The sequence below is a fragment of the Microtetraspora fusca genome (assembly GCF_001570365.1).
GTDB lineage: Bacteria > Actinomycetota > Actinomycetes > Streptosporangiales > Streptosporangiaceae > Microtetraspora > Microtetraspora fusca.
The window spans coordinates 399,276-425,389 of the sequence record NZ_BBYK01000039.1 but is presented as its reverse complement, the minus strand read 5'-3'; the positions used below and the strand labels follow the sequence as shown (position 1 = coordinate 425,389).

Below are 26,114 nucleotides of genomic sequence, written 5' to 3'. Positions count from 1 at the left end.
AAATGCCCCATTCGGGGGCTCAAGAAACCGCGCCTTCATCACAGCTTGCACACATCAGATCATGTGGCGCTCACCGCGCGACACGGCGGCCGCCTCGTTGAGGACGAAACGCATCCGGGTGCCGCCGCCCGGCCGCGAGTGAGCGGTCACGTCCCCGCCCTGCGCGCGGGCCAGGTTGCGCGCGATGTAGAGCCCGAGTCCCACGCCGCCGAACCTGCGGCGGTTGCCGCTGTCGGCCTGTACGAACCGTTCGAAGATCCGCTCCCGGTCGGCGGGGGCGATGCCCACTCCCTCGTCGTCGATCACGAGGACGACTTGGCCCTCCTCCGCCCATGCCTCGACCCGGATCAGGCCGCCGTCTGGGGAGTACTTGAACGCGTTCTCCAGGAGCTGCCCGAGGAGGATGTCGGTGGCCAGCGAGTCGCCGTGGACCTTGGGCAGGTCGTCCGGGATGCGCACCTCGACGCGGTGCCGGTCGGACAGCACGGGCAGGCCGAGGGTGGCCGCGCGGACCCGCTCACCCAGGTCGAACGTCTCGATCCTGATCCGCATCTCGTCGGCCCCGGTGCGGGCGCCGAGCAGCAGGTGGTCCACGAGCCGGCCCAGCATCCTGGCCCGCTCGGCGATGGTGTGGACGGCCGAACGGCGCTCCGCGTCGGACAGGTTGTCCCAGCGGGCGTCGAGCGTGCTGGCGAAGCCGTGCACGATCGTGATCGGCGTGCGCAGCTCGTGGCTGGTGGTGGCGAGGAACAGGTCCTTGGCCTCCTCCAGCTCCTTGGCCCTGGTCACGTCGCGGAAGTCGGCCACGACCTCGCCCGTCTCCGGGATCGCGGCGCACAGCACGTCCAGCCAGCGGCCGGAGTCGAGCTGGATGGTGAGCTTCTCGCCCGGCTCCGGCAGGGGGAACGGCGGCGGGCCGCCGATCACCCGCTCGGCCGGGAAGCCGGTCAGCTCGGCCGCCGCGGGGTTCCACTGGATCACCCGGCCGGCCTCGTCCAGCACGCCGATGCCGTCCGCGCTCGCGTCGAAGACGGCCCGCTCGTGCGCGCGCTGCCGTACCGCCTCCTGGTAGGCCTCGGCGTTGCCGACCGCGATGCCCGCGTGGCCGGCGAGCAGCTCAAGCAGCTCCAGCTCGACGTGCCCGGCCTTGCCCTTGGCGAACAGCGCGTACAGCGCGCCGTACGGCCGGCCGCCGACGGCGGCGATGCCGACCGCGACGGTGTGCAGCCCGGGAAGCCGGGCCCAGACGAGGTCCTGGAGGCCCTGGGGGCTGGTCTCCAGCAGGACCGTCTTCCCGGTGCGCAGCAGCTTGCCGACCAGGCTGGTGTGCAGGTCGGCGGTGACGCCGCGCAGCTCGGGCGGGATGTGGTGGCCGCTGACGAGCCGCAGCCGCTCGCCCTCGATCAGCACGAAGCCGCCGGCGTCCGCGCCGGTGAGTTCGGTGAGGCTGCCCGCGATCCGGTCGAGCACGACCGGCAGGTCGAGCGCGGCGTTGATGTCGGCGACGACGTCGGTCAGCCGCCGGACCAGCCGGGCCCGGCGCGCCGCCCGCGCCGCCTCGTCGTCCTCGGCGAGGTGGTAGACGCTGACGTATCCGAGCAGGGTCCCGTTGTCGCTCCGCAGCGCGTTGGTGTCGACGCGGACCTCCATGAGGCGGCCGTCACGATGGAAGCGCCTGGTCCGCAGCGACACCTGGCCGCCGGTGCGTACGCGCTCCATGACGGCGTTGTGCTCGGCCATCAGCTCGGCCGGGACGATCGGGGCCCGCCGGCCCATGAGCTCCTCCGCCGTCCAGCCGAACAGCCGCTCCGCCGCGGGGTTCCATCCGAGGACGGAGAGATCACGGTCCAGGGCCACGATGGCGTCGGGGGAGCTGGCGACGGCAGCCCGCGCTATGCCGTCCTCGTAGTCGCTCCTGTCGTCACCCATTCCCCCATGGTGCCCCCTTTCCCTCTCTGATCTTGAGGTTTTGCATCCGATACGCTTCGCATACGCACTGAGAGGAAGTGGGGCGCATGTCCACAGCCGACCTCGAAGCCCTGCTGCGAGTGACCGCGCGGGGATACGTGGGGGAGTCCCCGCCCGAGGTCGCCTTCGGCACCGTGGACACCCCCGTGGGCCGCCTCACGCTCGCCGCCACCGGGCGCGGCGTCCTGGCGTGCAGCTACGAGGACGAGCACGCCGTCTACGGCCGCATCCACCGGGACGTCAGCTCGTTCATCGGCCCCGATCCGCGCCGCCTCGATCCGGTGCGCCGGGAGCTCGACGCGTACTTCGGGGGACGGCTGCGGACCTTCTCCTCGCCCGTGGACCTCCAGCTCGTCTCCGCGTTCGGGCGGACCGTCGTCCAGATGATGACCGCTGTGCCATACGGACATGTCACGACTTATCGGGACATCGCGGAGCGGATCGGGCGGCCGCAGGCGCTCCGCGCGATCGCCAACGCGCTCGTCGCGAACCCGGTGTGCCTGCTCGTCCCCTGCCACCGCGCGATCGAGGCGCCCGGCGTGCTCGGCGGGTACGCCGGAGGACCCTCGGCGAAGGAGGAGTTGCTCCGCCTGGAGGGCGCCCTCGCCTGACCTGGAAATGTGTTTGCGAGTTGCAGGGATTTGTCCCGCTTTGTCGTGGAAATTGTGAGGGGCAGGCGGGACCCACGGGCACGCTCCACGCGGGACGGCACAAGCCGTTCCGGTTTTTCATGGCACCCGGGAAATTGGTCGAAATCACCGCCTGAAATCACGTCACCGGAAGACCGGAAGGTGTACGGCATGGCGAATGTGGACACCGCGCGGAATACCCGCCAGGCGGAGAAGTCGGTTCCCTCCACGGCCGAGCAGGCGAGCACCGGGAAAATGCCCGCCGCGTCCAGGGCGACAGGCGACTTCCGCTCCCTGGAATGGGAGGAGCGGCTGCGGGACACCCTGGAGATCGGCGGCCTGTGGACCCGCGACGCGAAGGCCCCCACCTACGAGGAACTGCGGCCCTACGGCACGCGGGAAACCTCGGGATTCCCCGTATACAAGGATCTGGAACAGCGGCTGTTGCACGCCGCCGAGCACCCCGACCCGGAAATCGCGCACGTCATGGCCACGTGCGCGGCCTACGCCTATTCCGGACCGGAGACGGTCTCGATGATCATGGCGAGAATGGGGCTGGAAGACAACCAGTGCCGAATGGTCCAGGCGTCCGTGGACGCCATGGGAATTCATTCGACCGCTTTTCTCGTCCAGAGCAAGAGCGGCCGGGTCGGCATTCTCTGTTACCGGGGCGACGAACCGCTCGACTTCGCCCACCGGCTGGCCGAAACGGACCGCGAGCCCGAACGGATCGCGTACCGGGCCTGCCATCCGTCGGCCACCGTCCACGCGGGCTTCTACCGCAACGTGCGGGCGACCAGGTACGAGGTCATGAACGCCCTACGGAGCGCCTCCGACCGCCACTCGGTGCGCGCCTCGCGGCCGAACGGCTCCCCGGGGATCGACCTCGGGCGCGTGGACGGGCGGCTTGAGGCCCTCTACATCACCGGGCACGGCCACGGCGGCGCGATGGCCGCGCTCATGGGCGTGATGATCCGGCGGGAGCAGAAGTACCGGGAGGCGCTCGGCGACCGCCTGCGCGCCGTCTACACGTACGGCCAACCCATGATCGGCGACAGGCGGTTCGCCGAGGCGTGCGACCGTGACGACTTCCTCCGCGAGAACGTCGTCCGCTACATCTTCGACCGGGACGTCGTTCCGCACCTCCCGCCCGCGGCATCGGGACCCTTCCGGCACTTCGGCCGGGAGTACCGCTACGAGATCCCGCACTTCCACAACATCATGGCGGGTGCGCTCCGCCGTCCAGAGGCGCACCTGCCGGGCCGGGCGGGCGTGTGGCGAATCGCCGGACATCATGCCGGGCAGTTGCCGCACCTGTTGGGCATCGCGATCACCGCGCCGGCGTTCGTGGCCCGCGCGTTCCCGGCCGCCCGGTCGCTCCCCGCCGTCCACTCGATCGACGACCATCTGCCACACCACTACGTCTCGGCTCTCACCCCGCCTGGCGTGCAGAACGAGTTCGGCGACTGATCGATCGTGCCGGGGCTCCGGGCGGATGCCGCCCGGAGCCCCGGCGGGCGTTCAGCGGCCGTGCCGTACGGACCGGGTGGCGGACAGGCGGGCGAGCAGGCCGGCCGCGAGCATCGTCAGGGCCGACACCAGGAACGCGGCCAGCGCGGCGTTCATCCACGGCTGGTGGACGAACCCGACCGCGTCCCGGACCCGCGCCCACATGCCGTCCCACCACGCGACCGTCGGGGTGACCGTGACGATCCAGTACGCGGCGAAGCCGAGAACCCACGGGGGCAGGGTCAGCCAGCGCAGCGGCGCGTTCTGCGCCATGTTCCACCGCGCCGCCCCGCCGAGCAGGAAGTAGTCCACGGCGAGTACGGCGAACATCGGGACGAACACCGCGCCGATCACGCTGAGGAACGCGCCGTACGAGTTCACGTCGGCGAAGAGGGCGATGGCGATGGTCAGGACGCCGATCGCCACCGAGATGATCCGCCGGTCCACGCGGGGCGCGAAGTTCTGGATCGAGACGGACGTGGAATAGACGTTGGCGAACGACTGGTCCACCTCGCGCAGCACCAGGATGCCGAAGAAGAGGGCGCCGAGCGGCGCCGCGACGAACGGCTCCCAGACCTTCTCGGCGTCGTTACCGACCAGGGCGAGGGCCGCGATGCCGAGCGCCAGACAGGCCACCTGGGCCACGGTGTAGCCGCCGACGATGCCGGCGAAGGCGCCCGAGCTCGACCGCGAGTGCCGGGCGTAGTCGGCCGCGACCGGCACCCACGAGACCGACAGCGCGATCACGTAGTCGACGGCGGGCGCGAACGCGTCCCACGACCCCGCGCCCAGCGACGGCCCGCGGCTGAACAGCGCGACCGACAGCCACACCATCGAGACGATCACGCCGACCGTGACGTACCGCCTGAGCAGCCGGAGCGCGCCGAGGGGGCGGATCGTCAGCGCGATGGTCAGCACCCCGGCCGCGACCACCCAGACCCCGTACGGCACCGCGTCGCCGAAGATCGCCTCGGCGCCGGTGGCGACCACCCAGAGCTCGAACGCCCCCCACCCGAGGAGCTGGACGATGTTGAGCACGGTCGGCGCGTACGACAGTCGCGCGCCGAACAGCCCCCTGAGCAGCACCATCGCGGGCTGCCCGGTGCGCGCCCCGGGGATGGCGGCGAGCCCGACCATGGCGGTGCCGATCAGGCTGCCGACGACCGCCGCCACGATGGCCCCGGTGAAGGTCAGCGGCTTGCCGCCCAGCGGGTCGAGGAGGAACAGCGCCCCCGAGAAGCCGAGGAGGCTGACGCCGAGGTTGGCCCAGAAGGCGCCCTGGTCGAGGACTCCGAGGGTTTTCGGAGCCTCCTCCTCGAGGGTGAGGGGGGCTTCCACATCGTCGAAGACGGCAGGCGCCATCACACGCTCCCTACGCCGGCATTATCCGGACAGGTTCATGCGGTCGGCGGCGCGCCTCTCAAGGAGCCGCCCTCTCAGCCCGGTTACGCCCGAGCTCCCGCGGTATCGAGTTGTCGCCCCGGATTATGACATTGATGGGCGAAATGTCCAATGCCCACCCGTTGGCGGCGCCCCGAGCCCGCCGCGCCGAAGGCGCGGCCAATAAGCACGGCACAACTCAGGCCACGAACGGCGTCCCTCCGTCCTCGTTCACCATGGGAAGGCCGGCGGCGGCCCACGACTGCATGCCGCCGTCCACGTTGATGGCCTCGCGGCCGATGTGGTTGAGCCAGGCGGCCGCGTGGGCGGAGCGACCGCCGACCCGGCAGATCACATAGATCGGGCCGTCCGGCAGCTCGCCGACCCGGCCCTGCAACTCGCCAAGGGGGATGTGGCACGCGTCCGGCGCGTGCCCGGCCCGCCATTCGCCCGGCTCGCGAACGTCGAGCAGGTACGCCCCGTCCGGCAGGGATTTCACGTCGATCTCAGAGAACGTCATACCGTCCATTTTCCCAGCCGTGCCGCGTTGGAGGGCACGCTCCGCCATCCGGGAGCTCCCGGCAGAATCCGGCCACCATGTACGGGCTCGCCACGACGGCAAGAACCTGCGAGCGGTCAGAAGAACGACGGGACACGGGCACCGACGCCCGCCCGGGCGCGGCGGCCGAAGGCGCGCCACACCCAGACCTGGGCCGCGACCATGACCGGCACGCACGGCAGGATCACCAGCGTGAGCACGCGCAGCGTGCCCGACGGGGCCACGTGGTCGAGCAGCCACGGGGCGGCGACGGCCAGCGGCACCGCCACCGGCACCGCCGCCAAGGCCGCGGAGCCGAGCAGCGCCCGGCCGGTACGGCCCGGCCCACCCGCCCGCCACGCGGCGAACCTGCGCCCGTGGATCGCGAACACTCCGACGACCACCGCCGCGTAGCCCACCCCGAGCGGGGTGAGCACCGGACCGCCCTGGACGAGGGCGGCCAGGGCCAGCCCCCAGGTGAGGGCCAGCCCGTACGAGCCGGCGCAGAGCGCGCCGCCCCAGAACGCCCGCCAGGCCCGGCCGTCGAGCCTGCGCCGGAACCACAGCCCGGCGTCGCGGATCACCCAGGACACGAGCAGCCCGACGACCAGCGGATACAGGGCGAACAACGTCTCGCCCTCCAGGTGCGGGAACGCGCCGAACAGCACGCCCGCCACCGCGACCAGCCACACCTCGCCGGCCAGGACGAACGGCGCCATGCCCGCCACCAGCCGGTCGCGCTCCTCCCGCGTACGGCCCAGCACGGGCAGCAGCATCCCGATGCCGATGTCGAAGCCCTCCAGGGCGAAATAGCCGATCAGCAGCAGCGCGAACACGCCGAGCCAGAGGATGTCCATCGTGGTCTCCTAGAAGGCGGCCTGGGGGTGGCAGGGGCTAGAAGGCGCGGCGGGGTCGGGCTGGCCGGGAGCGCCGAGGGTCGCCGCGGCCGGGCCGCGCCGTACCGTGCGGGCGATGAGCACGTAGTCGATCACGGCGAGCAGGCCGAGCACGGCGGTGAAGGCGACGAAGGACGCGGTGATCATGCCGGGGGTGAGCCCGGGCGACATGGCGTCCTTCACGGTCAACCGGCCGTACACGATCCACGGCTGTCGGCCGATCTCGCGGACCAGCCAGCCGAGGATCGCCGCGATGAACGGCATCGGGGTCACGAGCATGAGCAGCGGGTGGATCCACCGCCAGCGGGCCAGCCAGTCGCGGAAGAGCAGCGGGGTCAGGACGAACAGCACACCGAACAAGGCCAGCTCGCCGATGAGGATCATGAATCCCAGCGACGTGCCGACGGCCGCCCCCCGGAACTTGCCCGGCTGGATCTGCCCGACCGGGCCGAACTGGGCGAAGCCGAAGCCCACCGTGACCAGGATGCCGACGAGCGCCCCCACCACGCCGACCCGCAGCGAGCGGACGAAGAACTCCCACTCGCGGGTGCGGCGGAAGAGCTGGTACGCGCTGGCCCCGATGATGACGGAGCTGCCGGTGAACAGCCCGGCGCCGAGCACGTGGGGAAGCGCGAACACCAGCGTGGGGTTGGTGAGCAGCGCGCCGAAGTCGGTCAGCACGAGGTGGTCGCCGCGTACCTCGGCCCCCGCCGGGTTCTGCAGGAACGAGTTCGCGACCAGGACCCAGTACGCGGACGCGTACGCCGTCAGGGTGACCAGCCAGATGCAGGCCAGGTGGAGCCACCGGGGCAGCCGCCCCCAGCCGAAGATCCACAGGCCGAGGAAGGTGGACTCCAGGAAGAAGGCGCCCATCGTCTCGACCGCGAGCGGCGCGCCGAAGACGTCTCCGGCGTACCGGGAGAGCCCGCTCCAGCTCAGCCCGAACTGGAACTCCATCACGAGGCCGGTGAAGACGCCCAGCGCGTAGTTGATCACGTAGATCTGGCCCCAGAAGCGGGCCATCCGCTCCAAGACCGGCTTTCCGGTGATGACGTGGCGCGTCTGCATGATCGCGACAAGGGGGGCCAGTCCCAGAGTGAGCACGACGAACAGGAAGTGCAGGACCCCCGTCACCGCGAACTGCGCCCGTGCCAGATCAAGCACATCCATGTTCTCACCCCTTTGGTTATGCCTCTCTACATATAGAGAGACTACATGTAGGATGACAAGAACGACACAGGGAATCAGGGAATAGGGTGAGGCCGTGAACACCAACGCGCTCCATGGGCACATGGACGCCCTGCTGCTCTCCGTGCTCGAACACGAGCCCCTGCACGGCTACGCGATCATCGAGGCGCTTCAGGAACGCAGCGGTGGAGCGCTCGCCGTCCCGACCGGTACCGTCTATCCCGCGCTGCGGAGGCTGGAACGCGCCGGCTACCTCGCCGGCGAGTGGGCGACCGTCGGCGGGCGCAAGCGCCGCACGTACCGGCTCACCGACACAGGCCGTACGGCTCTCGCCGGCGAGCGGTCGGCCTGGCGCGAGTTCACCGCCGCGATCGGCAGCGTCCTGGAGCCGCGCCCCCGATGACCGGCCGGGCCGCGATCAGGCGGTCGAGCGCGGCGTGAAGATCAGGCAGCGGGTCGCGCTGTAGAGCTGCCACAGCATGAACGTCCAACTGAGCAGCGTCGCCGCGACGCCGGGCGGATACGACGAGAAGCCGTCGAGCGAGGCCGACATGGACAGCATGAGCGACAGCGCGCCCACCAGGGGCACCTCCACCCAGACGAGGACGCCCAGCGCGCGGGTCACCAGCCAGGGCCGGGCGAGCCGACGCCGTGCCGGCCCGAAGACGAGGAGCGCCGCCGCGGCGAGCAGGCCGACGGCGAGCTGGGAGTAGTCAACGATCCGGGACACCGGATGGAACCAGCCCGGCCACCGGGCCATCTCCGTTACGGGATCCACCGGGAAGACCCGCCAGATCACGCTCCACACGAGCGCGATGAAGGGGACGCCGAGGAACAGCAGCAGCGCCGTCCGGCGTCCCTGCCCGACCGCGAGTTCCTCCTGGTACGCGGGAGCGATCTGGGCGATCGGGCCGAACTCCTCGACCGCCAGCCGCTCGGCGTCCGGCCGGGGAAGGCCGTCGGCCTCCAGCGCCTCGGTGGCGTCGACCAGGCCGTCGCGCGCCTCGGCGAGCAGGTCACGCTTGGCCCGCAGGGGGCCGCGCAGGGAACGGCCCAGCCCGGTCACGTAGTCGTCGATGACACTCGTGCTCGCCATTCCGTCCCCAGTCGGTGCGCCACGCGCGGTGCGCCCATGGCGCGTCCCCATGGTCTGTCCCGCTTGGTGTCCCGCGCCCGCGCGGCGGTTGCGGGACGCCTCCATCTTCACCCGGAACGGCGCTGTGACAAATCAGGGAGAACCCTGACCCGCTCCCCGGCTTCTCCGCGCCCGGCGGCCCCGCGTCGCTACTTCAGCAGTTTGGACAGGCGGCGGTCGGCGAGGGGCTTGCCGCCGGTCTGACAGGTCGGGCAGTACTGCAGGGAGGAGTCGGCGAACGACACCTCTCTGATCGTGTCCCCGCACACCTCGCACTTCTCGCCGGTGCGCCCGTGCACGCGCAGACCCGACTTCTTCTCGGCCTTGAGGTCTTTCGCGGCCAGTCCCCTGGCCCTCTCGACGGCGTCGCGCAGCGTGGTCACGATCGCCTCGTGCAGCTCGGCCACCTGCGCCTCCGTCAGCGTTCCCGCGATCTTGAACGGCGACATCCGGGCCACGTGCAGCACCTCGTCGGAGTACGCGTTGCCGATGCCCGCGATCACCTTCTGGTCGCGGAGCAACCCCTTGATCTGGGTGCGGCTGCCATCCACGATCGCCCCGAGCGCCTCGGGCGTGAAGTCGGCGGCCAGCGGGTCGGGCCCCAGGCTCGCGATCCCGGGGACGTCGGCGGGATCGCGCACCACGTAGACCGCGAGCCGCTTCTGCGTACCCGCCTCGGTGAGCTCGAACCCGGGGGCCTCGCCGTCGCCGTCGGGGGCGAGCCGCACCCGGACCGCGAGCGGGCCCTTGCCTGGGCGGACCGGCTTCGCGCCCGAGAGGTCGTCCCTCCAGCGCAGCCATCCGCCGCGGGCGAGGTGCGTGACGAGATGCGTGCCGTCGCAGTCGAGGTCGAGGAACTTGCCGTGCCGGGCGACCCCGGTCACGGTCAGCCCGCCCAGCGCGGTGACCGGCGGGTCGACGGTCTTCAACGCCTGGAAGGCGACCACGTCCACAGCGGCGATCACGCGGCCCACGGCGCGCTCGCGGAGGAACTCGGCGAGCGCCTCCACCTCGGGAAGCTCCGGCATGACCTCACATTACCGGTCACCCCCAGGCGTCACCCGCCATTCGTCCACAGGCTGTGGACAGACGCTACGGCACGTCCCAGAAGGCCAGCTCGTGCCGCATCCCCTCAAGGAAGAACTCCTCGGCGCGGTCCGGACGCACGTCGTCGATCATCTGGGCGATGCGGTCGGAGAGCGCGGCGAAGGCGGGGTCGGCGTAGGTGTCCACCCACGCCTTGTAGCGCGGCTCGGCCGGCGGGTTCTCCGCCAGGATCCGCCCCAGGGACGAGTACCCCCACATGCACGGATAGAGCGCGGCCAGGCCGTTGCCGTAGTCGGCGGCCGACTCCAGCAGGAACGCCGTGTACGCGACGCAGGCGGGCCCCTTCTGGGCGCCGCCCAGGTCCGCGCCGAACTCGGCGGAGAGCGACCGGTGCAGGTCCAGCTCCTCGTGCCAGGTCGAGTACGCGAGATCGACCAGCGTGCCGAGGTGGGCGTCAGGGGCCTGCCACGCCAGCCGGGAGAAAACCCGGACGTAGTCGACGAGGTACAGGTAGTCCTGCTCCAGCCACGAGCGGAAGACCTCTTCGGGCAGGTCGCCGCGGGCGATGCCGCGCACGGTGGGATGCGCGAGCTGGGCCTCCAGCAGCGGGCGACCGATGACGTGCAGTTCCTGAGAGATCCCCATAAGTGGTCATTCTTACCCATATTCGCGGCGAGGCCGGCCGCCGCCGGGCCCGGCCCACTGTCCGGAATATCCGGCCGCGCGTCCGGCCAGGCCGGCCCGTAGGGTCGAGACGTGATGATGACGATCGCCGAGGAAATCCTGCTCCTCGCCTACCGCGAGGACACCGGCAAGCCGCAGATCGGCTCGATCGAGCTGGACGCGGCGATCGGCGGCGCCGTACTGGCCGAACTGGCGGTGAACAACCGCATCGACCTCGACGGCAAGGACGTCGTGGCGAAGGACGCCAGTCCGCTGGGCGACGCCGAGCTGGACGCGGCCCTGGCCCGCATCGCCGGGGAGCCCAGGCAGCGCAGGCCCGAGTGGTGGGTGGGCAAGCTCGACTCCCGCAAGCTTCGGGGCCGCCTGCTGTCCCGCCTCGCCGAGCGTGGCGTCCTGTCCGAGGAGCAGACGAAGATCCTCGGGATCTTCCCCTCGACCCGCTACCCCGAGCTCGACCCCACTCCGGAGCGTGAGGTCCGGCACCGGGTCCAGAGCGTCCTCGACGGCGCCACTCCGGACGAGCGCACCGGGGTCCTCATCGCCGTGCTGCATGCGGCCAAGCTCGACCGCAAGGCGTTCCCCGACGCCTCGCGGCAGCGGATCAAGGAGATCGCCGAGGGCGAGTGGGCGGGCGCGGCGGTGCGGAAGACGATCGCGTCCATTTACGCCGCCGTCACCGCGGGAGCCGTCGCCGCGACCGTGGTCGCCACCAGCTGACCGCCCGCGTCGCCCAGCGACTTCACGCCGGTCTCGGGCCCCTCGCGGGGCCCGCGGTTACTTGGTGATCGTGTCCTTCGGCGCGGGCTTGTCCTGGGCCAGCGCCTCGAAGAGACGGTTGGCCTTCGCGGTGTCCCACTTGACGACCGAGGCGCCGTTGATCGTGGGGAACCCGCTGGTCGGGACGCCGGTGGCGATCGGGCCGTCCTTCATCGCGAGGCCGACCGACAGCAGGTCGAACAGGCCGGACCCGGGGTCGACGGACACCGACTCGGCGGCGCTCAGGCCCAGCGGCACCGACTTGAACGGGTTGAGGAGGGTGCCGGGGGCCGCCGCCTTCTGCACCACGGCCGCGAAGAACTGGCGCTGCCGCTGGGTCCGCTCGAAGTCCGGGATCGCGCCGGTCTTCCGGGTCCGGACATAGCCCAGGGCGGTGCCCCCGTCCATGTCCTGGCAGCCCTTCTTCAGGTTGATGCCGGCCTTGGAGTCCTCGATGTTCTGCTTCACGCAGATGTTGACGCCACCGATCGCGTCGACGACGCCGACGAACCCGCCGAAACCGATCTCCATGTAGTGGTCGATCCTGATGCCGGTGACCCGCTCGACCGTCTTGGTGAGCAGCTCCGGCCCTCCGAAGGCGTACGCGGCGTTGAGCTTGTCGCTGCCGTGCCCCTCGATCGGCACGTACGAGTCGCGGGGGAGGCTGACCAGGGTGGGCCGCCCGTCCCCCTCGGGGATGTGCAGCAGCATCATCGTGTCGGTGCGCTTGCCGACCGCCTTGCCGGTGGCCAGCTTCTTGCGCTGCGCCCGGGTCAGGCCCTCGCGGCTGTCCGAGCCGACGAGGAGCCAGTCCTGGCCGGGCGTGGCCGCGGGCCGTCCCGAGTAGTCGGACAGCGACTCCACCGGCCGCAGCTTGGAATTGATCATGAAATACACGGCTACGGCGGCGACGATGAGCACCACCAGCAGGCCCGCGACGACCATGACGATGGTCCGGCCGATCCGCCTGGGCTTCCTGGGGCGGCCCTCGACCGTGCGGTCGCCCGCGCCGCCACCGTCGCCCCCGGCGCCGTGCAGCGGGCGGACCGGGCTCGTTCCCGATCGCGGCTTGCCGTACACGCGGCCGCGCGAGGCGGACGACGACGCCCGCTCCTGGCCGGGCGGCGTCCCCGCTCCTCCCACGGGCTGCGCCGGACGGCCGCCGGGCGGGATGCCGGGGACGGGCGGCCGGGCGGCGCCGGGCGTGCGGATGGCCCTTGTCGGGTCGTCGTCCTGGCCCACGTCTTCTCCCCCTGCCGCTCAGCGTTACTGCCGGAATCCACGCCGTAAACCCAAGAGAGCGCGGGCACGACACCAAGGTTTCCCCTGGAACGTACCCAGAAGAGCCCTAAGAGCTCAATAAAGGCATTGGGGGAAACACTCCGGCACATTCAGCCGTTACGGTGGTAGACCCCTACACGAAAGGACGGTCGTGTCCGCTTCGGACTCGTGGAGTACCTGCCCGTGCTCAGGCACGGGATCTTACCGCCCCCGGGCAGGCGCCCGATGAGCATCGCCCTCGGCCTCCTGGCCGTATTGGTCCTCACTCTTCTGACCGGATTCTTCGTCGCGCAGGAGTTCGCGTTCGTCGCCGCGGACCGGACGGTCCTCCGCGAGGAGAAAGACGACGCGGCCGCCCAGCGCGCTCTTGAGGTGACCGGTCGTCTCTCGTTCATGCTCTCCGGCGCCCAGCTCGGGATCACCGTCACCACCCTTCTGGTGGGCTTCATCGCCCAGCCGGCCATCTCCGACGTCATCCGCGACCCCCTGCAGAACGCGGGTGTCCCGGCCGCCGTCGTGCCCGGCCTGTCCGTGGCGGCGGGCATCACCGTCGCCACGATCGTCCAGATGATCCTCGGCGAGCTCGCGCCGAAGAACCTTGGCATCGCCCGGCCGGAAACCGTCGCGAAGTTCCTGGCCCGGCCCACGCTGATCTATCTGAAGGTCGCCGGCCCCGTGATCCACCTGTTCGACTCGGCCGCGGCCCGGCTCGTACGGCTCGTCGGCATCGAGCCCGTCGAGGAGCTGGAGCACGGCGCCACCCCCGAGGAGCTGTCCCGCATCGTGGCCGAGTCCGCCGCCGCGGGCGAGCTGCCGCCCCGCCTGGCCGAGCTGCTCGAACGGGCGCTCTCCTTCGGCGACCGCACGGCCGAGGACGTGATGGTCCCGCGGCCGCGCGTCATCTCGCTCCGCGCCGACCGCCGCGTCCGCGACCTGCTCGACGCCGTACGCGACCACGGCCACTCGCGCTACCCGGTGCTCGGCGCCGACGGCGACGACGTCGTGGGCGTCACCGGCCTCCCCGAGCTGCTCAAGGCCGGCGTGTCCGACGACGACCCGGTGACCGCGATCATGCGTGCGCCGGTGCTCGTGCCCGCGACGCTGCCGCTGCCCGCGGTGCTCCAGCGGCTGCGCGCCGCCGCGGACGACAGGTTCGCGTGCGTCATCGACGAGTACGGCGGCCTGGCCGGGATCGTCACCGTCGAGGACCTCGCCGAGGAACTCGTCGGCGAGCTGGTGGACGAGAACGACCCCGAACCCCTCGGCGTGATCCCCAACACGGACGGCTCCTGGAATGTGCCCGCCACACTCAGGCTCGACGAGGTCGAACGCGCCACGGGCGTCCGGCTCCCCGAGAGCGAGGACTACGAGACCGTGGCCGGCCTGGTCCTCGCGTCCCTCGGCCGGATGACCGAGCCGGGCGACGAGGTCACCGTCCCGGTCGAGCAGGACGCCGACCCCTTCGCGGAGGCGGACGAGAAGCTCGCCGCCATCACCGTCCTGTCGCTGCAGCGCCGGGTCCCCGGCTGGGTGCGGCTCTCGCTCCAGGACGAGGCTCTCCCCGAGGCGGAGGAGGAGCCTGAGAGGGAGCACGCCACCCGTCGCCACCACAGGGACTACGCTCCCGGCCTGTTCTCGGCCCTGCTTCAGGGGGATCGGTCCGCGTGAACGAGATAGCGGCCATTCTCCTCGGCGTCGTCCTGCTCGCGGCCAACGGCTTCTTCGTCGCCGCCGAGTTCGCGGTCGTGTCGGCCAAGCGGCACCGGCTTGAGGAACTCGCCGCCTCCGGCGGCCGGTTCACCAAGGTCACCGCACGCATGGCCGTACGCGGCGCGCGCGAACTCTCGATCATGCTGGCCGGTGCGCAGCTCGGCATCACGCTGTGCTCGCTCGGGCTCGGCATGGTGGCCGAGCCTGCCATCGAGCACCTGCTCGAACCGGTCCTCGTCCTGCTGCCCGAGACCGCGCGCACGCCCGTCGCGTACGTGATCGCCCTCACGCTGGTGACCTTCCTGCACATGGTCGTGGGGGAGATGGCACCCAAGTCCTGGGCGCTCACCCACCCGGAGAAGGCGGCGATGGGCCTGGCACTGCCGTTCCGCGGCTTCGCGTGGCTGGTACGCCCGGTCCTCTCGGCGCTGAACGGCATGACCAACGGGCTGCTCCGCCTGTTCAAGGTCCACCCGAAGGACGAGCTCGCGACGACCCGCACGCCGCACCAGCTCGCCCTGCTCGTCGCCGAGTCGGGCCGGATGGGCATGCTCGACCGGGACGAGCACAACCTGCTCACCCGAGCGCTGCGCGTCCACCTGCAGCCGGTGGAGCGGCTCATGGTGCCGATCGAGCACGCCGCCACCGTCCCCGCCGGCGCCGACGACCAGGTCGTACGGGACACCGTGGCGGCCACCGGCGACCTGCGGATGCTGGTCGTCTCGCCGGAGTCCGTCGTGGGCGTGCTGCACGTGCGCGACACGCTCATGCAGCCGGGACGGCGTCCCGAGGAGCTGGCCACGCCCGTTCCCCGGCTCACCGCGAGCACCAGCATCTCGGACGCGGTGGCCGTTCTTCAGGAGGCCCATGCCCAGATCGGCCTGGTGACCGACGAGAGCGGCATGATCGTCGGGGTGGTCAGCCTGCCCGCCCTCATCGGCCAGCTCCTAACCTCCTGACGGCGTCGCCGCGGCGGCGGCGACGGCGAGCGCCCCCGCCACGGCGAAGGCGGCCGCGAACCCGGAACCGGAGATGAACAGTCCCATCACCCCCGGGGTCGCGGCCGCGACGAGGTTCTGCGCGGTGTTCTGCGCGCCCAGTGCGCGGCCGGCCCAGAACGCCCCCGCGAGCTCTGAGACGGCCGTGAAGGCCAGTCCGTTGCCGCTCATCGAAATCACCAGGGCGGCCAGCAGAAGAGCGGCACTGAGGCCGTTTCCGGCCTGTACGGCCCCCGCCAGGAGGATCATCGCCGCCCCGTTGACCAGAGCCAGCCGCCGCATCGGGCCCACCCGGCTGCCGACCAGATCCGACCAGCGGCCGCACAGGAGGCGCCCGGCCGCGCCGGCGAACTGGGCCAGCGCCACCACCCTCGCCGCGGTGCCAAGATCCCAGTGCCGCTCGGACACCAGGTAGGTGACGGCGAACCCCGCCGTCACGAACTGCGGGACGACGAGCAGCATGCTCGCGCCGTGTACCCGCCACAGGGCCGCCGCCGTGTACGGCGACGAGGTGCGCGTCCCCTGCGCCGCGGGCGGCCGGGGCGGGTCCACCACCATCAGGCCGACGGCGACCGCCGTGACCAGGCAGATCGCGGCCATGACGAGAAGCGCGGCGGTGACGTGCGCCACCGCGGGGGTGACGAGCCCGGCCACCGCGACGCCGAGCGGCTGCGCCGCCTGCCGCAAACCCATGGCGAAGCCGCGCCGCTCCTTGGGGAACCAGCCGAGGACCACCCGCCCGCTGGACGCGTTCGCCGACGCCCCTGACGCGCCGGCGAGCGCCAGCAGCGCCGCCAGCACGCCGGGATGGGCGGCGAACGCGGCGGCGACGAGGAATCCGCCCGCCAGGCCGAGACCGGCGGTCATCGCGAGCCGCTCGCCGTACCGGTCGGCGACCCAGCCCCAGGCGATCAGCGTGAACAGCATGCCCGCACTCGGAGCGCCCACGAGCAGCCCCGCCTCGGCCAGCGTCAGCCCCTTCTCCTCCTGGAAGGCCGGCAGAAGGAACGGCAGGCCGTACATGAACACGCAGCCCGCCGCCTGGGCGGCCACGCCGAGGCCCAGCATGGTCCAGCGATTCGGAGTCCCCATGTCGGCAGCATAAGGACTATCTCAATCAACAAGACATCTTCGACCGCATGGTGAGACAGATAGCAAAGAACGCTGATCATCCGCCTGCAAGCAGATCGAAAGCGGCACTCCGGAGAATTCGATCATGCGCATCCGGCAGGCTCGGCGAATTCGAAAGGAGGCTCGACCATGCCACGGAGGACCGCAGGAACCCGGAAAAAACGAAAAGACCCTGGGGCGGGAAGCTCGGCTTCCGACCGACCAAGGTCTGTCGTTGGTGGGCAAGGGGGGAGTTGAACCCCCACGTCCTTTCGGACACACGGACCTGAACCGTGCGCGTCTGCCATTCCGCCACTTGCCCTAGCGGGTGCCCCATCGCTGGGTGCCTGGAAAGGTTAGCACGTATCCGCCGCTACTACCGAACCCGGATACGATCCCTCTAGACGATGGAGGAAGGGAGGTACCCGGTGGGAGTCCTTCAGCGCTTCGAGCGCAGGCTCGAAGGCTTGGTTGAGGGGGCCTTTGCACGGGCGTTCAAGTCTGACCTTCAGCCGGTCGAGGTCGCCAGCGCCGTCCAGCGAGAGATGGACGAGCGGGCCGCGATCGTCGCTCAGGGTCGCACGCTCGTACCGAACGACTTCGTGGTGGAGCTGTCCACGACCGACAGCGAGCGGCTGGAGGTGTACGCCGACAGCATCGGCCACGAGCTGGCAAACCTCGCCAGGGAGTACGCCAAGGAACAGGGGTACTCATTCGTAGGACCTGTCCGGGTGCGTTTCGAGACCGCCGACGACCTCGCGGTCGGGCTGTTCAGGATCCGGTCGGGCGTCATCCGCGGCGCGACGGTGGAGCAGGACGAGATCCGTCAGCCGGTCAGCGACACGCCTCCCGCGCGCTCGGGGATGTTCGGCGGCCGCCCCCGGCTGCTCGTTTCCACCCAGGACGACCCGCAGGGCCAGCGTTCGTACGAGCTGACCACTCCGGTGACGCTGCTCGGCCGCGGCACCGATTGTGATCTTCGACTGGTCGATCCGGGCGTATCACGGCATCATGCCGAACTACGTGTTGAAGGGCAGCAGGTCGTACTTGTCGATCTGGGGTCCACGAACGGCACCTTCGTCAACGGCCAGCCGATCCGCAGGATCGAGATGCAGGACGGGACGAGGGTGACATTGGGGCGCACGACCCTGGTGTTCCGGCGAGATTAGAGGTAGACAGACGGTCCATGTCCGAGCTCACGCTGCTGCTGATCCGGCTCGCCTTCCTGGCGCTGCTGTGGTTCTTTGTGATTGCCGCGGTCGGCGTGATCCGGACAGACTTGTTCGGTCCGCGTACGGCTCCCGCGCCGGCACGGAAACCAGCCAAGGCCCCGAAACCAGTGTCCAAACCCAAGAGGGGGGAACCACGTCAGATGGTCGTCACGGGTGGCCCCCTTCAAGGGACCGTCATCGACCTCACGGAGACACCGATCACCATCGGCAGGGCGACTGACGCCACGCTGGTGCTGAGCGACGACTACGCTTCGAGCCGGCACGCCCGGCTCTTCCCACAGGACGGCCAGTGGATCGTGGAAGACCTCGGTTCGACCAACGGCACGTACCTTGACCGCTCCAAAGTGACCCGCCCGACGCCGGTGCCCCTCGGAGTTCCGATCCGCATCGGCAAGACCGTCATCGAATTGCGCAAATGACAATCGCACTCCGCTACGCCGCCCGCTCGGACGTCGGCCTCCTCCGCGAAGGAAACGAGGACTCGGCGTACGCGAGCGGTCGCCTGCTGGCCGTCGCCGACGGCATGGGCGGGCACGCACACGGCGAGGTGGCCAGCTCGGTCGCCATCGCCGCAATGTCGTCCCTCGACCACGCAAGGGACGCCTTCGGGGGTGACCTGCTCAGCGACATCGACGCGGCGGTCCGGGAGGCGAACCGTCAGCTGCACGCGATGGTCGCCCGGGACCCGAGCCTCAAGGGCATGGGCACCACGCTGACCGCGATGCTTTGGAGCGGCGCGAGGTTCGCCCTGATCCATGTCGGTGACTCCCGTGCGTACATGCTGCGCAACGAGGAGCTGTATCAGATCACCCACGACCACACGCTCGTGCAGTCGCTGGTGGACGACGGCCGCATCACGCTGGAAGAGGCCGCCAACCACCCGCAACGCTCGATCCTGCTGCGCGCGCTCGACGGCAGCGGAGAGGTCGATCCCGACCTGCAGGACCGGGAGGCCCAGGTGGGCGACCGGTACCTGCTGTGCTCGGACGGCCTGTCCGCGGTGGTCAGCGCCGAGACCCTGCACCACACCCTCAGCACGGTGGACGACCCCGAGGACGTCGTCCGGCAGCTCATCGACCTGGCCAACAGGGGCGGCGGGCCGGACAACATCACCTGCGTGGTCGCCGACGTGATCGAGGTGGACGACGTCCAGCCGCCGATGTACGCGGCGGCCGTGGTCGGGGCGGCGGGCTCCGGGCGGCTGCGATCGGGCGGCCCTCCGGACACCCCGCCCGGCCGGGCCTCCACGGCGACCGCGCCCCAACCGGTCATCGTGGACGAGGACCTCGACGACAACCCCGCGCCGGAGGCTCAGGCCTCCGGCCGCCGGGCCAAGAAACGTCGGGTCTGGCCCTTTCGGGTCACCTCATTCGTGGTTGTCGCCGCCGTGCTCGGGCTCGGCGGCTATTTCGGCTATGAGTGGACTCAGGACCAGTACTACGTCGGCGCCGACGGAGACCAGCTCGTGGTCTTCCGCGGCGTCGACGCGGAACTGGGCCCTGTTTCCTTCAAGAAGGTCGCCTACACCGACGACGTACCGGTCTCCTCGCTCAGCGCGGCCCAGCAGGACCAGATACGCAGCGGCATCCCGGTCGACGATCTCGCGGCCGGGATAAAGACCATAAAGAATTTCAGCGGCGAGACCCCGCCGCAGGCGACCGTGTCCTCGTCACCGTCCCCGGGATCCGGTAAGTGAGTTCAGCGGAAGCCACCCCCGTCCCCATGACCGCGAAGCGGCGCGGGGCGCAGCTCGCCATGCTCGCCTTCGCCGTGGTCGTCGTCATGTGCGCGTACGCCGGTGTGGGTCTCGGCATCGACGGCCAGATCCCCGCCGGCATGCTGACCTACGGCCTCGGCCTGGGCGCGCTCATGCTCGCGGCCTATCTCGTGCTCGCCAAGTGGGCGCCGTGGGCCGACCCTCTGCTTCTCCCGCTGGTGACCCTGGTCAACGGCATCGGTCTGGTGATGATCTACCGGATCGAGCAGGCCGGCCAGCCCGGAGCCTCGGCCACCACCCAGCTCATGTGGACGGCGCTCGGCGTCGTGATGTTCTCCGCGACATTGATCGTGTTGAAGGACCATCGCGCCTTGCAGCGCCTCACATACACGGCGGGCTTCGCCGGCCTCGCGTTGCTGCTGCTCCCGCTGCTGCCGTTCGTCGGCAAGGAGATCAACGGCGCCCGCATCTGGGTGGGCATCGGCCCCTTCTCCATCCAGCCGTCCGAGTTCGCCAAGATCACGCTGGTCGTCTTCTTCGCCGGCTACCTCGTCGCCAAGCGGGACGTGCTCGCCCTCGCCGGGCGCCGCCTGCTCTTCATCGACCTGCCGCGCGCCCGCGACCTCGGCCCCGTCCTCATCACGTGGGCCGTCAGCCTGGGCGTCCTCGTCATGCAGAAGGACCTCGGCAGCTCGCTGCTGCTGTTCGGCGCCTTCATCGCGATGCTCTACATCGCGACCCAGCGCACCTCGTGGGTGCTCATCGGCGCCCTGCTGTTCGTCGGCGGCGCGGTGCTGGCCGGGCAGATCTTCAGCCACGTCGAGCTCCGGTTCAACATCTGGCTGCACGCGGACGACCCCGCCCTCTTCGAGGGCTCCAGTTTCCAGCTCATGCAGGGGCTGTTCGCGATCGGCTCCGGCGGCATCCTCGGCACCGGGCTCGGCCAGGGACACCCGAATCCGATCCCGCTGTCGTTCTCCGACTTCATCTTCACCGCCACGGGCGAGGAACTGGGCCTCACCGGCCTGATGGCGCTCCTCATGGTCTACGCGCTGATCGTCGAGCGGGGCCTGCGCACGTCGCTCGCGGCCCGCGACCCGTTCTCCAAGCTTCTCGCGGGCGGTCTGTCCTTCATCCTGGCCTGGCAGGTGTTCATCATCGTCGGCGGCGTGACCCGGCTGATCCCGCTGACCGGCCTGGTCACCCCCTTCATGTCGGCGGGCGGTTCGGCCCTGCTCGCTAACTGGATGCTTATCGCCCTGCTGGTACGCATGTCAGACGCGGCGCGCAAGCCCCCGCCGCAGGCGATCCAGGACGAAGGACTCACTCAGGTGATGCAGCGATGAACAGCCCACTCAAGCGCGTCGCGGTCGCCTGCTTTCTGATGTTCGGCCTGCTCATGGCCAACGTGACCTACCTTGGCGCGGTCAAGGCGGAGGACCTGCGGACGGACTCCCGGAACGTGCGCTCCTTCTACGCGCGGTACTCCGTGGACCGCGGGTGGATCACCTCGGACAACGGCAAGGTCGTCCTGGCCAAGAGCGTGGACACCGGCGACACCAAGTTCCGGTTCGATCGGAAGTATCCCGAGGGCAAGGCGTTCGCGCACGTCGTCGGCTACTTCGCGCCGGAGAGTTCCTCGGGCATCGAGGGGGCCGAGGGCCGCTACCTCGACGGCAGCCACCCCGACCTGGTGGTGCGCCGCGCCATCGACCTGATCAGCGGCAAGCCGCACAAGGGCGCCAACGTCGACCTCACGCTGAACGCCAAGGCGCAGAAGGTCGCGTACAAGGACCTGGCGAACACCGGGAAGCGCGGCGCGGTCGTCGCCCTCGACCCCAAGACGGGCGCGGTGCTGACGATGGTGTCCGTGCCCTCGTACGACCCGAACCCGCTGGCGGTGGCCAACAAGGACTCGGTCAACAAGGCGTACAACAAGCTCGACGCGGACAAGACGAACAAGCCGCTGCTCAACCGGGCGATCGGCCTCACGTACGCGCCGGGCTCGACGTTCAAGACGGTCACGTCGGCGGCGTTCCTGATGGACGACCGGTCGCGTGACGTGAACACGATGGTGAACGCGCCGGACGCGCTGCCGCTGCCCGGCACGAACATCTCGCTGCCGAACTACCACGGCGAGTCCTGCGGCGGCCGGGCGACGCTGCTGGCCGCGTACACGATCTCCTGCAACACGCCGTTCGCCGACGTCGCGATGGAGATGGGGTACGACAAGCTAAAGGAGCAGGCCGAGAAGTTCGGCGTCGGCACCCCGCTGAGCATCCCACTGAGCGTCACGAAGAGCGACATCGGTAAGGACGATGGCAAGGCCGCCCTCGCCATGACCGCCATCGGGCAGCGCGACAACCAGATGACCCCGCTGCAGATGGCGATGGTCGCGGCCGGCATCGCGAACCGGGGCACGGTCATGAAGCCGTACCTGGTCAACAAGATCACCGGCCCGGACGGCGGCGAGATCGACACCACCAGCCCCGAAGAGATGAGCGAGGCGGTGACCCCCGAGGTCGCGGCCCAGCTCACCACGATGATGATCAATGTGGTGCGGAACGGCACCGGCCGGGCCGCCGCCCTGCCGAACACCACGGTCGCCGGCAAGACCGGAACCGCGGAGACCGCCCCTGGCAAGCCGTCGCACGCGTGGTTCATCTCGTTCGCCCCCGCCGAGGACCCGAAGGTCGCGGTCGCGGTCTTCGTCGAGTCCGGCAGCGCGGGCAACGACGCGACCGGTGGCGCCATCGCGGCCCCGATCGCGCACGACGTCATGCAGGCGGTGCTCGGTCAGTGACATCGGGCAACCCCGTTCTAGGCGGCCGTTATCGCCTGACGTCCCGCATCGCCGCGGGCGGCATGGGCGAGGTGTGGCAGGCCACGGACCAGCTTCTCGGCCGCGAGGTGGCGGTGAAGCTGCTGCGGCAGCACATGGCCGCCGATCCGGCCTTCCGTGAGCGGTTCCGGAACGAGGCGCGCATCACCGCGGGTCTGACCGACCCGGGGGTCGCCCAGGTCTTCGACTACGGCGAGAGCGACGGGGTCGCCTATCTCATCATGGAGCTGGTGTCGGGCGAGCCGCTGTCCGGCATCCTGAGCCGCCACGGCACGCTCAGCCCGGAGATCACGCTCGACGTGGTCGGGCAGGTGGCCAAGGCGCTGCAGTCCGCGCACCGGGCGGGGATCATCCACCGCGACATCAAACCGGGCAACCTGCTCGTCACCGAGGCCGGGACCGTCAAGGTGACCGACTTCGGCATCGCACGGGCTCTGGAAGCCGCCCCGGTGACCCAGAGCGGCGTCGTGCTCGGCACCGCCCAGTACGTCAGCCCTGAGCAGGCGTCCGGCGAGCGGCTGACCCCGGCCACCGACGTCTACTCCCTCGGCGTCGTCGCGTACGAGTGCCTGGCCGGGCATCCGCCCTTCGACGGCGAGACCCAGGTCGCGATCGCCCTGCACCACCTGTACGACGCGCCGCCGCCGCTGCCCGCCTCGGTGCCCGCGCCCGTGCGCGAGCTGGTCCTCGCCATGCTGGCGAAGGACCCGCAGGCTCGCCCGGCCGGGACGCGCGAACTGGCCGAGCGGGCCGTCGCGATACGCGAGTCGCTGACCGGCGCGCACACCGTCATGCTGGGGACGCTGACCGACCCCGCCTGGTTCGCGGTGGGCAGGGCTTCCGGCGCCTCCTCCGGTGGCGGCCCCGCGACCCCGCCGATGAGCGCGTCTCCGGCCTCTCGGCCGGCTCCACCCGCCAGGTCGGCCGGTCCGGAACGGCCGGCCCACCCGGCCACCGAGCCGCAGGCGCCGCGGCGTGCCACCGCGAGGCGCCGTCGCAACCGGGTCACGACTGTGGTCTTCGCCACGGCGGGGTGCGCGGCGGCCGTCGGCCTCGGCGCCCTCGTGGTACGCGGCATGCAGACACCGCGTCCGCCGGAGGGCGGCGCGACCTTGGTCACCGACCCGACTCCGACGGTCCAACGCCCCGCTCCGCGTCCGCCCAGGTCAGTCGTCCCGACGGCGCCGCCACCCCGTCCGCGGCCGACGTCAACCCGGCCGACCCCTTCGGCGTCGGCTACCGTTAGCACGTCGGCTTCGCCCACTCGGAGGCCGACGCCATCCCCGACGCACACCCCGCAGAGAACCCCGACACCCACCCCCACACCCACCCCGACGCCAAGTGAGATTCAACCTTCCACACCCTCCCCAACTCCCGCTAACTCGTCTAATACGGAGACGTGATGCGAAAAGGGGTCGATGATGGACACCGGCGGCACCCCAAGATGAACGGCAAGGGACAGTGCAGGAAATGACTCAGCCTCGGCTTCTCGGTGGTCGCTATGAACTCGACGGTGTCGTCGGGCGTGGCGGCATGGCCGAGGTGTATCGCGCCCGGGATCTCCGGCTGGACCGTGTTGTCGCGATCAAGACGCTCCGCTCGGACCTTGCCAGGGACCCCACCTTCCAGGCGAGGTTCCGCCGGGAGGCTCAGTCGGCGGCCTCGCTGAACCACCCGTCGATCATCGCCGTGTACGACACGGGCGAGGACATGATGGACAGCACGCCCGTGCCGTACATCGTGATGGAGTTCGTGGACGGACGGACGCTGCGCGACCTGCTGCGCGCGGACCGGCGGCTGCTTCCCGAGCGGGCGATGGAGCTGATCGACGGCATCCTGCGGGCGCTGGACTACAGCCACCGCGGTGGCATCGTCCACCGGGACATCAAGCCGGCGAACATCATGTTGACGCTCAGCGGCGAGGTCAAGGTCATGGACTTCGGCATCGCCCGAGCGATGGCCGACTCCGCGGCCACCATGACACAGACCGCCCAGGTGATCGGCACCGCGCAGTACCTTTCGCCGGAGCAGGCCCGCGGCGAGCGTGTGGACGCCCGCAGCGACATCTACTCCACCGGCTGCGTGCTGTACGAGCTGCTGACCGGGCAGCCGCCCTTCACCGGCGACTCGCCGGTCGCGATCGCGTACCAGCACGTGCGTGAGGACCCGATCCCGCCCTCCGGGATCGACCCCGAGATCCCCCAGTGGGCCGACGCGATCGTCCTCAAGGCCATGGCCAAGGACCCGGCCAACCGCTACCAGAGCGCGACCGAGATGCGCGCGGACATCCAGCGCGTGATGTCCGGCATGCCGGTCGATCCGCAGACGATGGCGATGGCCACCAACCACGGCTCGTACGGCCCGGCCGACCGCACCCGCACCATGACCAGCGCGGGCGGCCAGATGAACGCGGCACAGGGCACCCGGGCGATCCCGCAGTACGACTACGGGCCCGAGGAGCGCGACGGCGGCCGGTACGACGGCCGCAGGCGCAGCAAGAGCGGGAACACCGCGCTGAAGACCGCCGCGTGGATCCTGGTCCCGCTGCTGGTGATCGGCGCGTTCGTCGGCATCGGGTACAAGTTCCTGAGCTCCAACTCCGGCGCTGATGAAACCCTCAAGGTCGCGACCGTGGTGGGCCAGACCAAGCAGGCGGCCGAGAAGGCCCTGGGGGACCAGGGTCTCAAGCCCACGTTCAAGGAGGAGTTCAGCGACGAGGTCGAGAAGGGCGTGGTGATCAGCACCGACCCGATCGGCGGCACGGAGGTCGCCCCGAACTCGGCGGTCACCGTCACCGTCTCCAAGGGGCCCGAGCTGGTCGAGGTCCCCGACCTCGTCGGCAAGACGTACGAGGAGGCCAAGGCCGAGCTGGACGCGTTGGGTCTCAAGGCCAGCAGGGTGGACAAGCCGTCCAGCCAGCCGCAGGGCAAGGTCTTCGAGACCAGTCCCAAGGCGGGCAAGGAGGTCGCCAAGAACAGCTCGGTGCGGCTCTACCTGCCGAAGGAGGCCATCGAGGTCCCCAGCGTGATCGGCCTCACTCTCAAGGACGCCAAAGCGACGCTGGAAGGCGCGGGCTTCCCCGTCAACGTCTCCAAGCGGGCGAGCGACATCGTTCCCGCAGGAAACGTGATCGACCAGACTCCGGGCGCCGGGGCCAAGCTCCAGTCCGGCACGACGATCACGCTGACGGTCTCCACTGGTCCCAACCAGCAGCAACCGCAGCCGAACAACACACCGAGCGACCAGGTCACCGAGCCGCCGGTGGACAACGGCGGCGGTGACGACGGCGGCATCGACCTGCCCGACGGCGACAACCCGTTCGGCAACTGACGCCGTCCGGCAACTGACGCCGTCCGGCATCGCGTAACGCACGAGAAGAGGCCCGCTCATCCGAGCGGGCCTCTTTTTCGCGCCGCCCCGGCCGACGACCGCGGTTGGAATGTGGAAAACGGGCGCTGCGGGCGATCGCTGCCGTCCGGGGAAGGTGGGGAGGG

23 protein-coding genes, 1 tRNA gene and 1 riboswitch are annotated in these 26,114 nt (G+C 70.4%); of the genes, 13 read left to right on the top strand and 11 right to left on the bottom strand.

Going from position 1 to position 26,114, the window contains the following annotated elements:
- Nucleotides 1-54 precede the first annotated feature (54 nt).
- Nucleotides 55-1,929 (bottom strand): PAS domain S-box protein, encoded by a 1,875-nt coding sequence (locus AWQ68_RS05070; RefSeq protein ID WP_066935299.1) that lies wholly within the window; start codon nucleotides 1,927-1,929, stop codon nucleotides 55-57.
- Between the two features lie 86 nt (nucleotides 1,930-2,015).
- Between AWQ68_RS05070 and AWQ68_RS05065 the strand changes: the two genes are divergently transcribed.
- Nucleotides 2,016-2,579, top strand: a complete 564-nt coding sequence (locus AWQ68_RS05065; RefSeq protein WP_066935296.1) for a methylated-DNA--[protein]-cysteine S-methyltransferase — start codon at nucleotides 2,016-2,018, stop codon at nucleotides 2,577-2,579.
- A gap of 189 nt (nucleotides 2,580-2,768) precedes the next feature.
- Nucleotides 2,769-4,067, top strand: a complete 1,299-nt coding sequence (locus AWQ68_RS05060; protein WP_157544919.1) for a lipase family protein — start codon at nucleotides 2,769-2,771, stop codon at nucleotides 4,065-4,067.
- A gap of 51 nt (nucleotides 4,068-4,118) precedes the next feature.
- Here AWQ68_RS05060 and AWQ68_RS05055 read toward each other — a convergent pair whose 3' ends face one another.
- The 4 genes from AWQ68_RS05055 to AWQ68_RS05040 form a co-directional block, all read right to left on the bottom strand.
- On the bottom strand, nucleotides 4,119-5,468 hold the full coding sequence (locus AWQ68_RS05055; RefSeq protein WP_066935290.1) for a purine-cytosine permease family protein: 1,350 nt from the start codon (nucleotides 5,466-5,468) through the stop codon (nucleotides 4,119-4,121).
- Nucleotides 5,458-5,579: riboswitch (TPP riboswitch) on the bottom strand. It overlaps the preceding gene by 11 nt.
- Nucleotides 5,580-5,685: 106 nt before the next feature.
- On the bottom strand, nucleotides 5,686-6,015 hold the full coding sequence (locus AWQ68_RS05050; RefSeq protein ID WP_066935287.1) for a rhodanese-like domain-containing protein: 330 nt from the start codon (nucleotides 6,013-6,015) through the stop codon (nucleotides 5,686-5,688).
- 107 nt (nucleotides 6,016-6,122) lie between these two features.
- Entirely contained in the window at nucleotides 6,123-6,881 is a 759-nt protein-coding gene (locus AWQ68_RS05045) for a cytochrome d ubiquinol oxidase subunit II (RefSeq protein WP_066935285.1), read from the bottom strand.
- A gap of 9 nt (nucleotides 6,882-6,890) precedes the next feature.
- Nucleotides 6,891-8,090 carry a cytochrome ubiquinol oxidase subunit I gene (locus AWQ68_RS05040; protein WP_066935282.1) on the bottom strand — a complete coding sequence of 400 codons (1,200 nt, stop codon included), beginning with the start codon at nucleotides 8,088-8,090 and terminating at the stop codon, nucleotides 6,891-6,893.
- Between the two features lie 94 nt (nucleotides 8,091-8,184).
- On the opposite strand from AWQ68_RS05040, the gene AWQ68_RS05035 reads away from it, so the two are divergent.
- Nucleotides 8,185-8,511, top strand: coding sequence for a helix-turn-helix transcriptional regulator (locus AWQ68_RS05035; protein ID WP_157544917.1), 327 nt, complete (start codon nucleotides 8,185-8,187; stop codon nucleotides 8,509-8,511).
- Between the two features lie 15 nt (nucleotides 8,512-8,526).
- Here AWQ68_RS05035 and AWQ68_RS05030 read toward each other — a convergent pair whose 3' ends face one another.
- The 3 genes from AWQ68_RS05030 to AWQ68_RS05020 form a co-directional block, all read right to left on the bottom strand.
- Nucleotides 8,527-9,204, bottom strand: a complete 678-nt coding sequence (locus tag AWQ68_RS05030; RefSeq protein WP_066935279.1) for a permease prefix domain 1-containing protein — start codon at nucleotides 9,202-9,204, stop codon at nucleotides 8,527-8,529.
- Nucleotides 9,205-9,392: 188 nt separating this feature from the next.
- Nucleotides 9,393-10,271 carry an Fpg/Nei family DNA glycosylase gene (locus tag AWQ68_RS05025; RefSeq protein WP_066935276.1) on the bottom strand — a complete coding sequence of 293 codons (879 nt, stop codon included), beginning with the start codon at nucleotides 10,269-10,271 and terminating at the stop codon, nucleotides 9,393-9,395.
- Between the two features lie 64 nt (nucleotides 10,272-10,335).
- Nucleotides 10,336-10,935, bottom strand: a complete 600-nt coding sequence (locus AWQ68_RS05020) for a TenA family protein (RefSeq protein ID WP_066935273.1) — start codon at nucleotides 10,933-10,935, stop codon at nucleotides 10,336-10,338.
- 114 nt (nucleotides 10,936-11,049) lie between these two features.
- Here AWQ68_RS05020 and AWQ68_RS05015 point away from each other — a divergent pair, with 114 nt between their 5' ends.
- Complete coding sequence (locus AWQ68_RS05015; protein ID WP_245655759.1) at nucleotides 11,050-11,691, top strand: GOLPH3/VPS74 family protein; 642 nt, start codon at nucleotides 11,050-11,052, stop codon at nucleotides 11,689-11,691.
- A gap of 57 nt (nucleotides 11,692-11,748) precedes the next feature.
- Here the strand turns inward: AWQ68_RS05015 and AWQ68_RS05010 are convergent, their stop codons facing one another.
- Nucleotides 11,749-12,972: an LCP family protein gene (locus tag AWQ68_RS05010; RefSeq protein WP_245655743.1), complete on the bottom strand. Its 1,224-nt coding sequence runs from the start codon at nucleotides 12,970-12,972 to the stop codon at nucleotides 11,749-11,751.
- Between the two features lie 264 nt (nucleotides 12,973-13,236).
- Between AWQ68_RS05010 and AWQ68_RS05005 the strand changes: the two genes are divergently transcribed.
- Both AWQ68_RS05005 and AWQ68_RS05000 read left to right on the top strand, forming a co-directional pair.
- The gene (locus tag AWQ68_RS05005) at nucleotides 13,237-14,679 is read left to right on the top strand and encodes a hemolysin family protein (protein WP_084463676.1); all 1,443 of its coding nucleotides are present in this window, start codon (nucleotides 13,237-13,239) and stop codon (nucleotides 14,677-14,679) included.
- Nucleotides 14,676-15,680, top strand: coding sequence for a hemolysin family protein (locus tag AWQ68_RS05000; protein WP_066935269.1), 1,005 nt, complete (start codon nucleotides 14,676-14,678; stop codon nucleotides 15,678-15,680). The genes AWQ68_RS05005 and AWQ68_RS05000 overlap by 4 nt, the downstream gene beginning before the upstream one ends.
- On the opposite strand, the gene AWQ68_RS04995 is transcribed toward AWQ68_RS05000, so the two are convergent.
- On the bottom strand, nucleotides 15,669-16,811 hold the full coding sequence (locus AWQ68_RS04995) for an MFS transporter (protein WP_066935266.1): 1,143 nt from the start codon (nucleotides 16,809-16,811) through the stop codon (nucleotides 15,669-15,671). The genes AWQ68_RS05000 and AWQ68_RS04995 overlap by 12 nt on opposite strands.
- Before the next feature lie 254 nt (nucleotides 16,812-17,065).
- Nucleotides 17,066-17,151: transfer RNA gene (locus tag AWQ68_RS04990), tRNA-Leu, on the bottom strand.
- Between the two features lie 106 nt (nucleotides 17,152-17,257).
- Between AWQ68_RS04990 and AWQ68_RS04985 the strand changes: the two genes are divergently transcribed.
- The 7 genes from AWQ68_RS04985 to pknB all read left to right on the top strand — a co-directional run bounded on the left by AWQ68_RS04985 (nucleotide 17,258) and on the right by pknB (nucleotide 25,950).
- Nucleotides 17,258-17,998 carry an FHA domain-containing protein gene (locus AWQ68_RS04985; protein ID WP_066935650.1) on the top strand — a complete coding sequence of 247 codons (741 nt, stop codon included), beginning with the start codon at nucleotides 17,258-17,260 and terminating at the stop codon, nucleotides 17,996-17,998.
- Between the two features lie 17 nt (nucleotides 17,999-18,015).
- Nucleotides 18,016-18,480 (top strand): FHA domain-containing protein FhaB/FipA, encoded by a 465-nt coding sequence (locus AWQ68_RS04980; protein WP_066935263.1) that lies wholly within the window; start codon nucleotides 18,016-18,018, stop codon nucleotides 18,478-18,480.
- Nucleotides 18,477-19,757: a Stp1/IreP family PP2C-type Ser/Thr phosphatase gene (locus AWQ68_RS04975; protein ID WP_066935260.1), complete on the top strand. Its 1,281-nt coding sequence runs from the start codon at nucleotides 18,477-18,479 to the stop codon at nucleotides 19,755-19,757. The genes AWQ68_RS04980 and AWQ68_RS04975 overlap by 4 nt, the downstream gene beginning before the upstream one ends.
- Before the next feature lie 26 nt (nucleotides 19,758-19,783).
- A complete protein-coding gene (locus AWQ68_RS04970; protein ID WP_066935257.1) occupies nucleotides 19,784-21,124 on the top strand; it encodes an FtsW/RodA/SpoVE family cell cycle protein in 1,341 nt (446 codons plus the stop codon).
- The gene (locus AWQ68_RS04965) at nucleotides 21,121-22,581 is read left to right on the top strand and encodes a peptidoglycan D,D-transpeptidase FtsI family protein (RefSeq protein ID WP_066935254.1); all 1,461 of its coding nucleotides are present in this window, start codon (nucleotides 21,121-21,123) and stop codon (nucleotides 22,579-22,581) included. The genes AWQ68_RS04970 and AWQ68_RS04965 overlap by 4 nt, the downstream gene beginning before the upstream one ends.
- Nucleotides 22,578-24,023 (top strand): serine/threonine-protein kinase, encoded by a 1,446-nt coding sequence (locus AWQ68_RS04960; RefSeq protein ID WP_066935251.1) that lies wholly within the window; start codon nucleotides 22,578-22,580, stop codon nucleotides 24,021-24,023. The genes AWQ68_RS04965 and AWQ68_RS04960 overlap by 4 nt, the downstream gene beginning before the upstream one ends.
- Before the next feature lie 67 nt (nucleotides 24,024-24,090).
- The gene (gene pknB, locus AWQ68_RS04955; protein WP_066935248.1) at nucleotides 24,091-25,950 is read left to right on the top strand and encodes a Stk1 family PASTA domain-containing Ser/Thr kinase; all 1,860 of its coding nucleotides are present in this window, start codon (nucleotides 24,091-24,093) and stop codon (nucleotides 25,948-25,950) included.
- The last annotated feature ends 164 nt before the right edge of the window (nucleotides 25,951-26,114 follow it).

Excerpts from the sequence above, each read along its gene's own strand:
- AWQ68_RS04965 (WP_066935254.1), top strand. The coding sequence starts at position 21,121 with ATGAACAGCCCACTCAAGCGCGTCGCGGTCGCCTGCTTTCTGATGTTC.
- AWQ68_RS04970 (WP_066935257.1), top strand. The coding sequence starts at position 19,784 with ATGACCGCGAAGCGGCGCGGGGCGCAGCTCGCCATGCTCGCCTTCGCC.
- AWQ68_RS05070 (WP_066935299.1), bottom strand. The coding sequence starts at position 1,929 with ATGGGTGACGACAGGAGCGACTACGAGGACGGCATAGCGCGGGCTGCC.
- AWQ68_RS04980 (WP_066935263.1), top strand. The coding sequence starts at position 18,016 with ATGTCCGAGCTCACGCTGCTGCTGATCCGGCTCGCCTTCCTGGCGCTG.
- AWQ68_RS04975 (WP_066935260.1), top strand. The coding sequence starts at position 18,477 with ATGACAATCGCACTCCGCTACGCCGCCCGCTCGGACGTCGGCCTCCTC.
- AWQ68_RS05030 (WP_066935279.1), bottom strand. The coding sequence starts at position 9,204 with ATGGCGAGCACGAGTGTCATCGACGACTACGTGACCGGGCTGGGCCGT.
- AWQ68_RS05045 (WP_066935285.1), bottom strand. The coding sequence starts at position 6,881 with ATGGACATCCTCTGGCTCGGCGTGTTCGCGCTGCTGCTGATCGGCTAT.
- AWQ68_RS05040 (WP_066935282.1), bottom strand. The coding sequence starts at position 8,090 with ATGGATGTGCTTGATCTGGCACGGGCGCAGTTCGCGGTGACGGGGGTC.
- AWQ68_RS05015 (WP_245655759.1), top strand. The coding sequence starts at position 11,050 with ATGATGACGATCGCCGAGGAAATCCTGCTCCTCGCCTACCGCGAGGAC.
- AWQ68_RS05005 (WP_084463676.1), top strand. The coding sequence starts at position 13,237 with ATGAGCATCGCCCTCGGCCTCCTGGCCGTATTGGTCCTCACTCTTCTG.
- AWQ68_RS05025 (WP_066935276.1), bottom strand. The coding sequence starts at position 10,271 with ATGCCGGAGCTTCCCGAGGTGGAGGCGCTCGCCGAGTTCCTCCGCGAG.
- AWQ68_RS05065 (WP_066935296.1), top strand. The coding sequence starts at position 2,016 with ATGTCCACAGCCGACCTCGAAGCCCTGCTGCGAGTGACCGCGCGGGGA.
- pknB (WP_066935248.1), top strand. The coding sequence starts at position 24,091 with ATGACTCAGCCTCGGCTTCTCGGTGGTCGCTATGAACTCGACGGTGTC.
- AWQ68_RS05055 (WP_066935290.1), bottom strand. The coding sequence starts at position 5,468 with ATGGCGCCTGCCGTCTTCGACGATGTGGAAGCCCCCCTCACCCTCGAG.
- AWQ68_RS05020 (WP_066935273.1), bottom strand. The coding sequence starts at position 10,935 with ATGGGGATCTCTCAGGAACTGCACGTCATCGGTCGCCCGCTGCTGGAG.
- AWQ68_RS04995 (WP_066935266.1), bottom strand. The coding sequence starts at position 16,811 with ATGGGGACTCCGAATCGCTGGACCATGCTGGGCCTCGGCGTGGCCGCC.
- AWQ68_RS05060 (WP_157544919.1), top strand. The coding sequence starts at position 2,769 with ATGGCGAATGTGGACACCGCGCGGAATACCCGCCAGGCGGAGAAGTCG.
- AWQ68_RS05050 (WP_066935287.1), bottom strand. The coding sequence starts at position 6,015 with ATGGACGGTATGACGTTCTCTGAGATCGACGTGAAATCCCTGCCGGAC.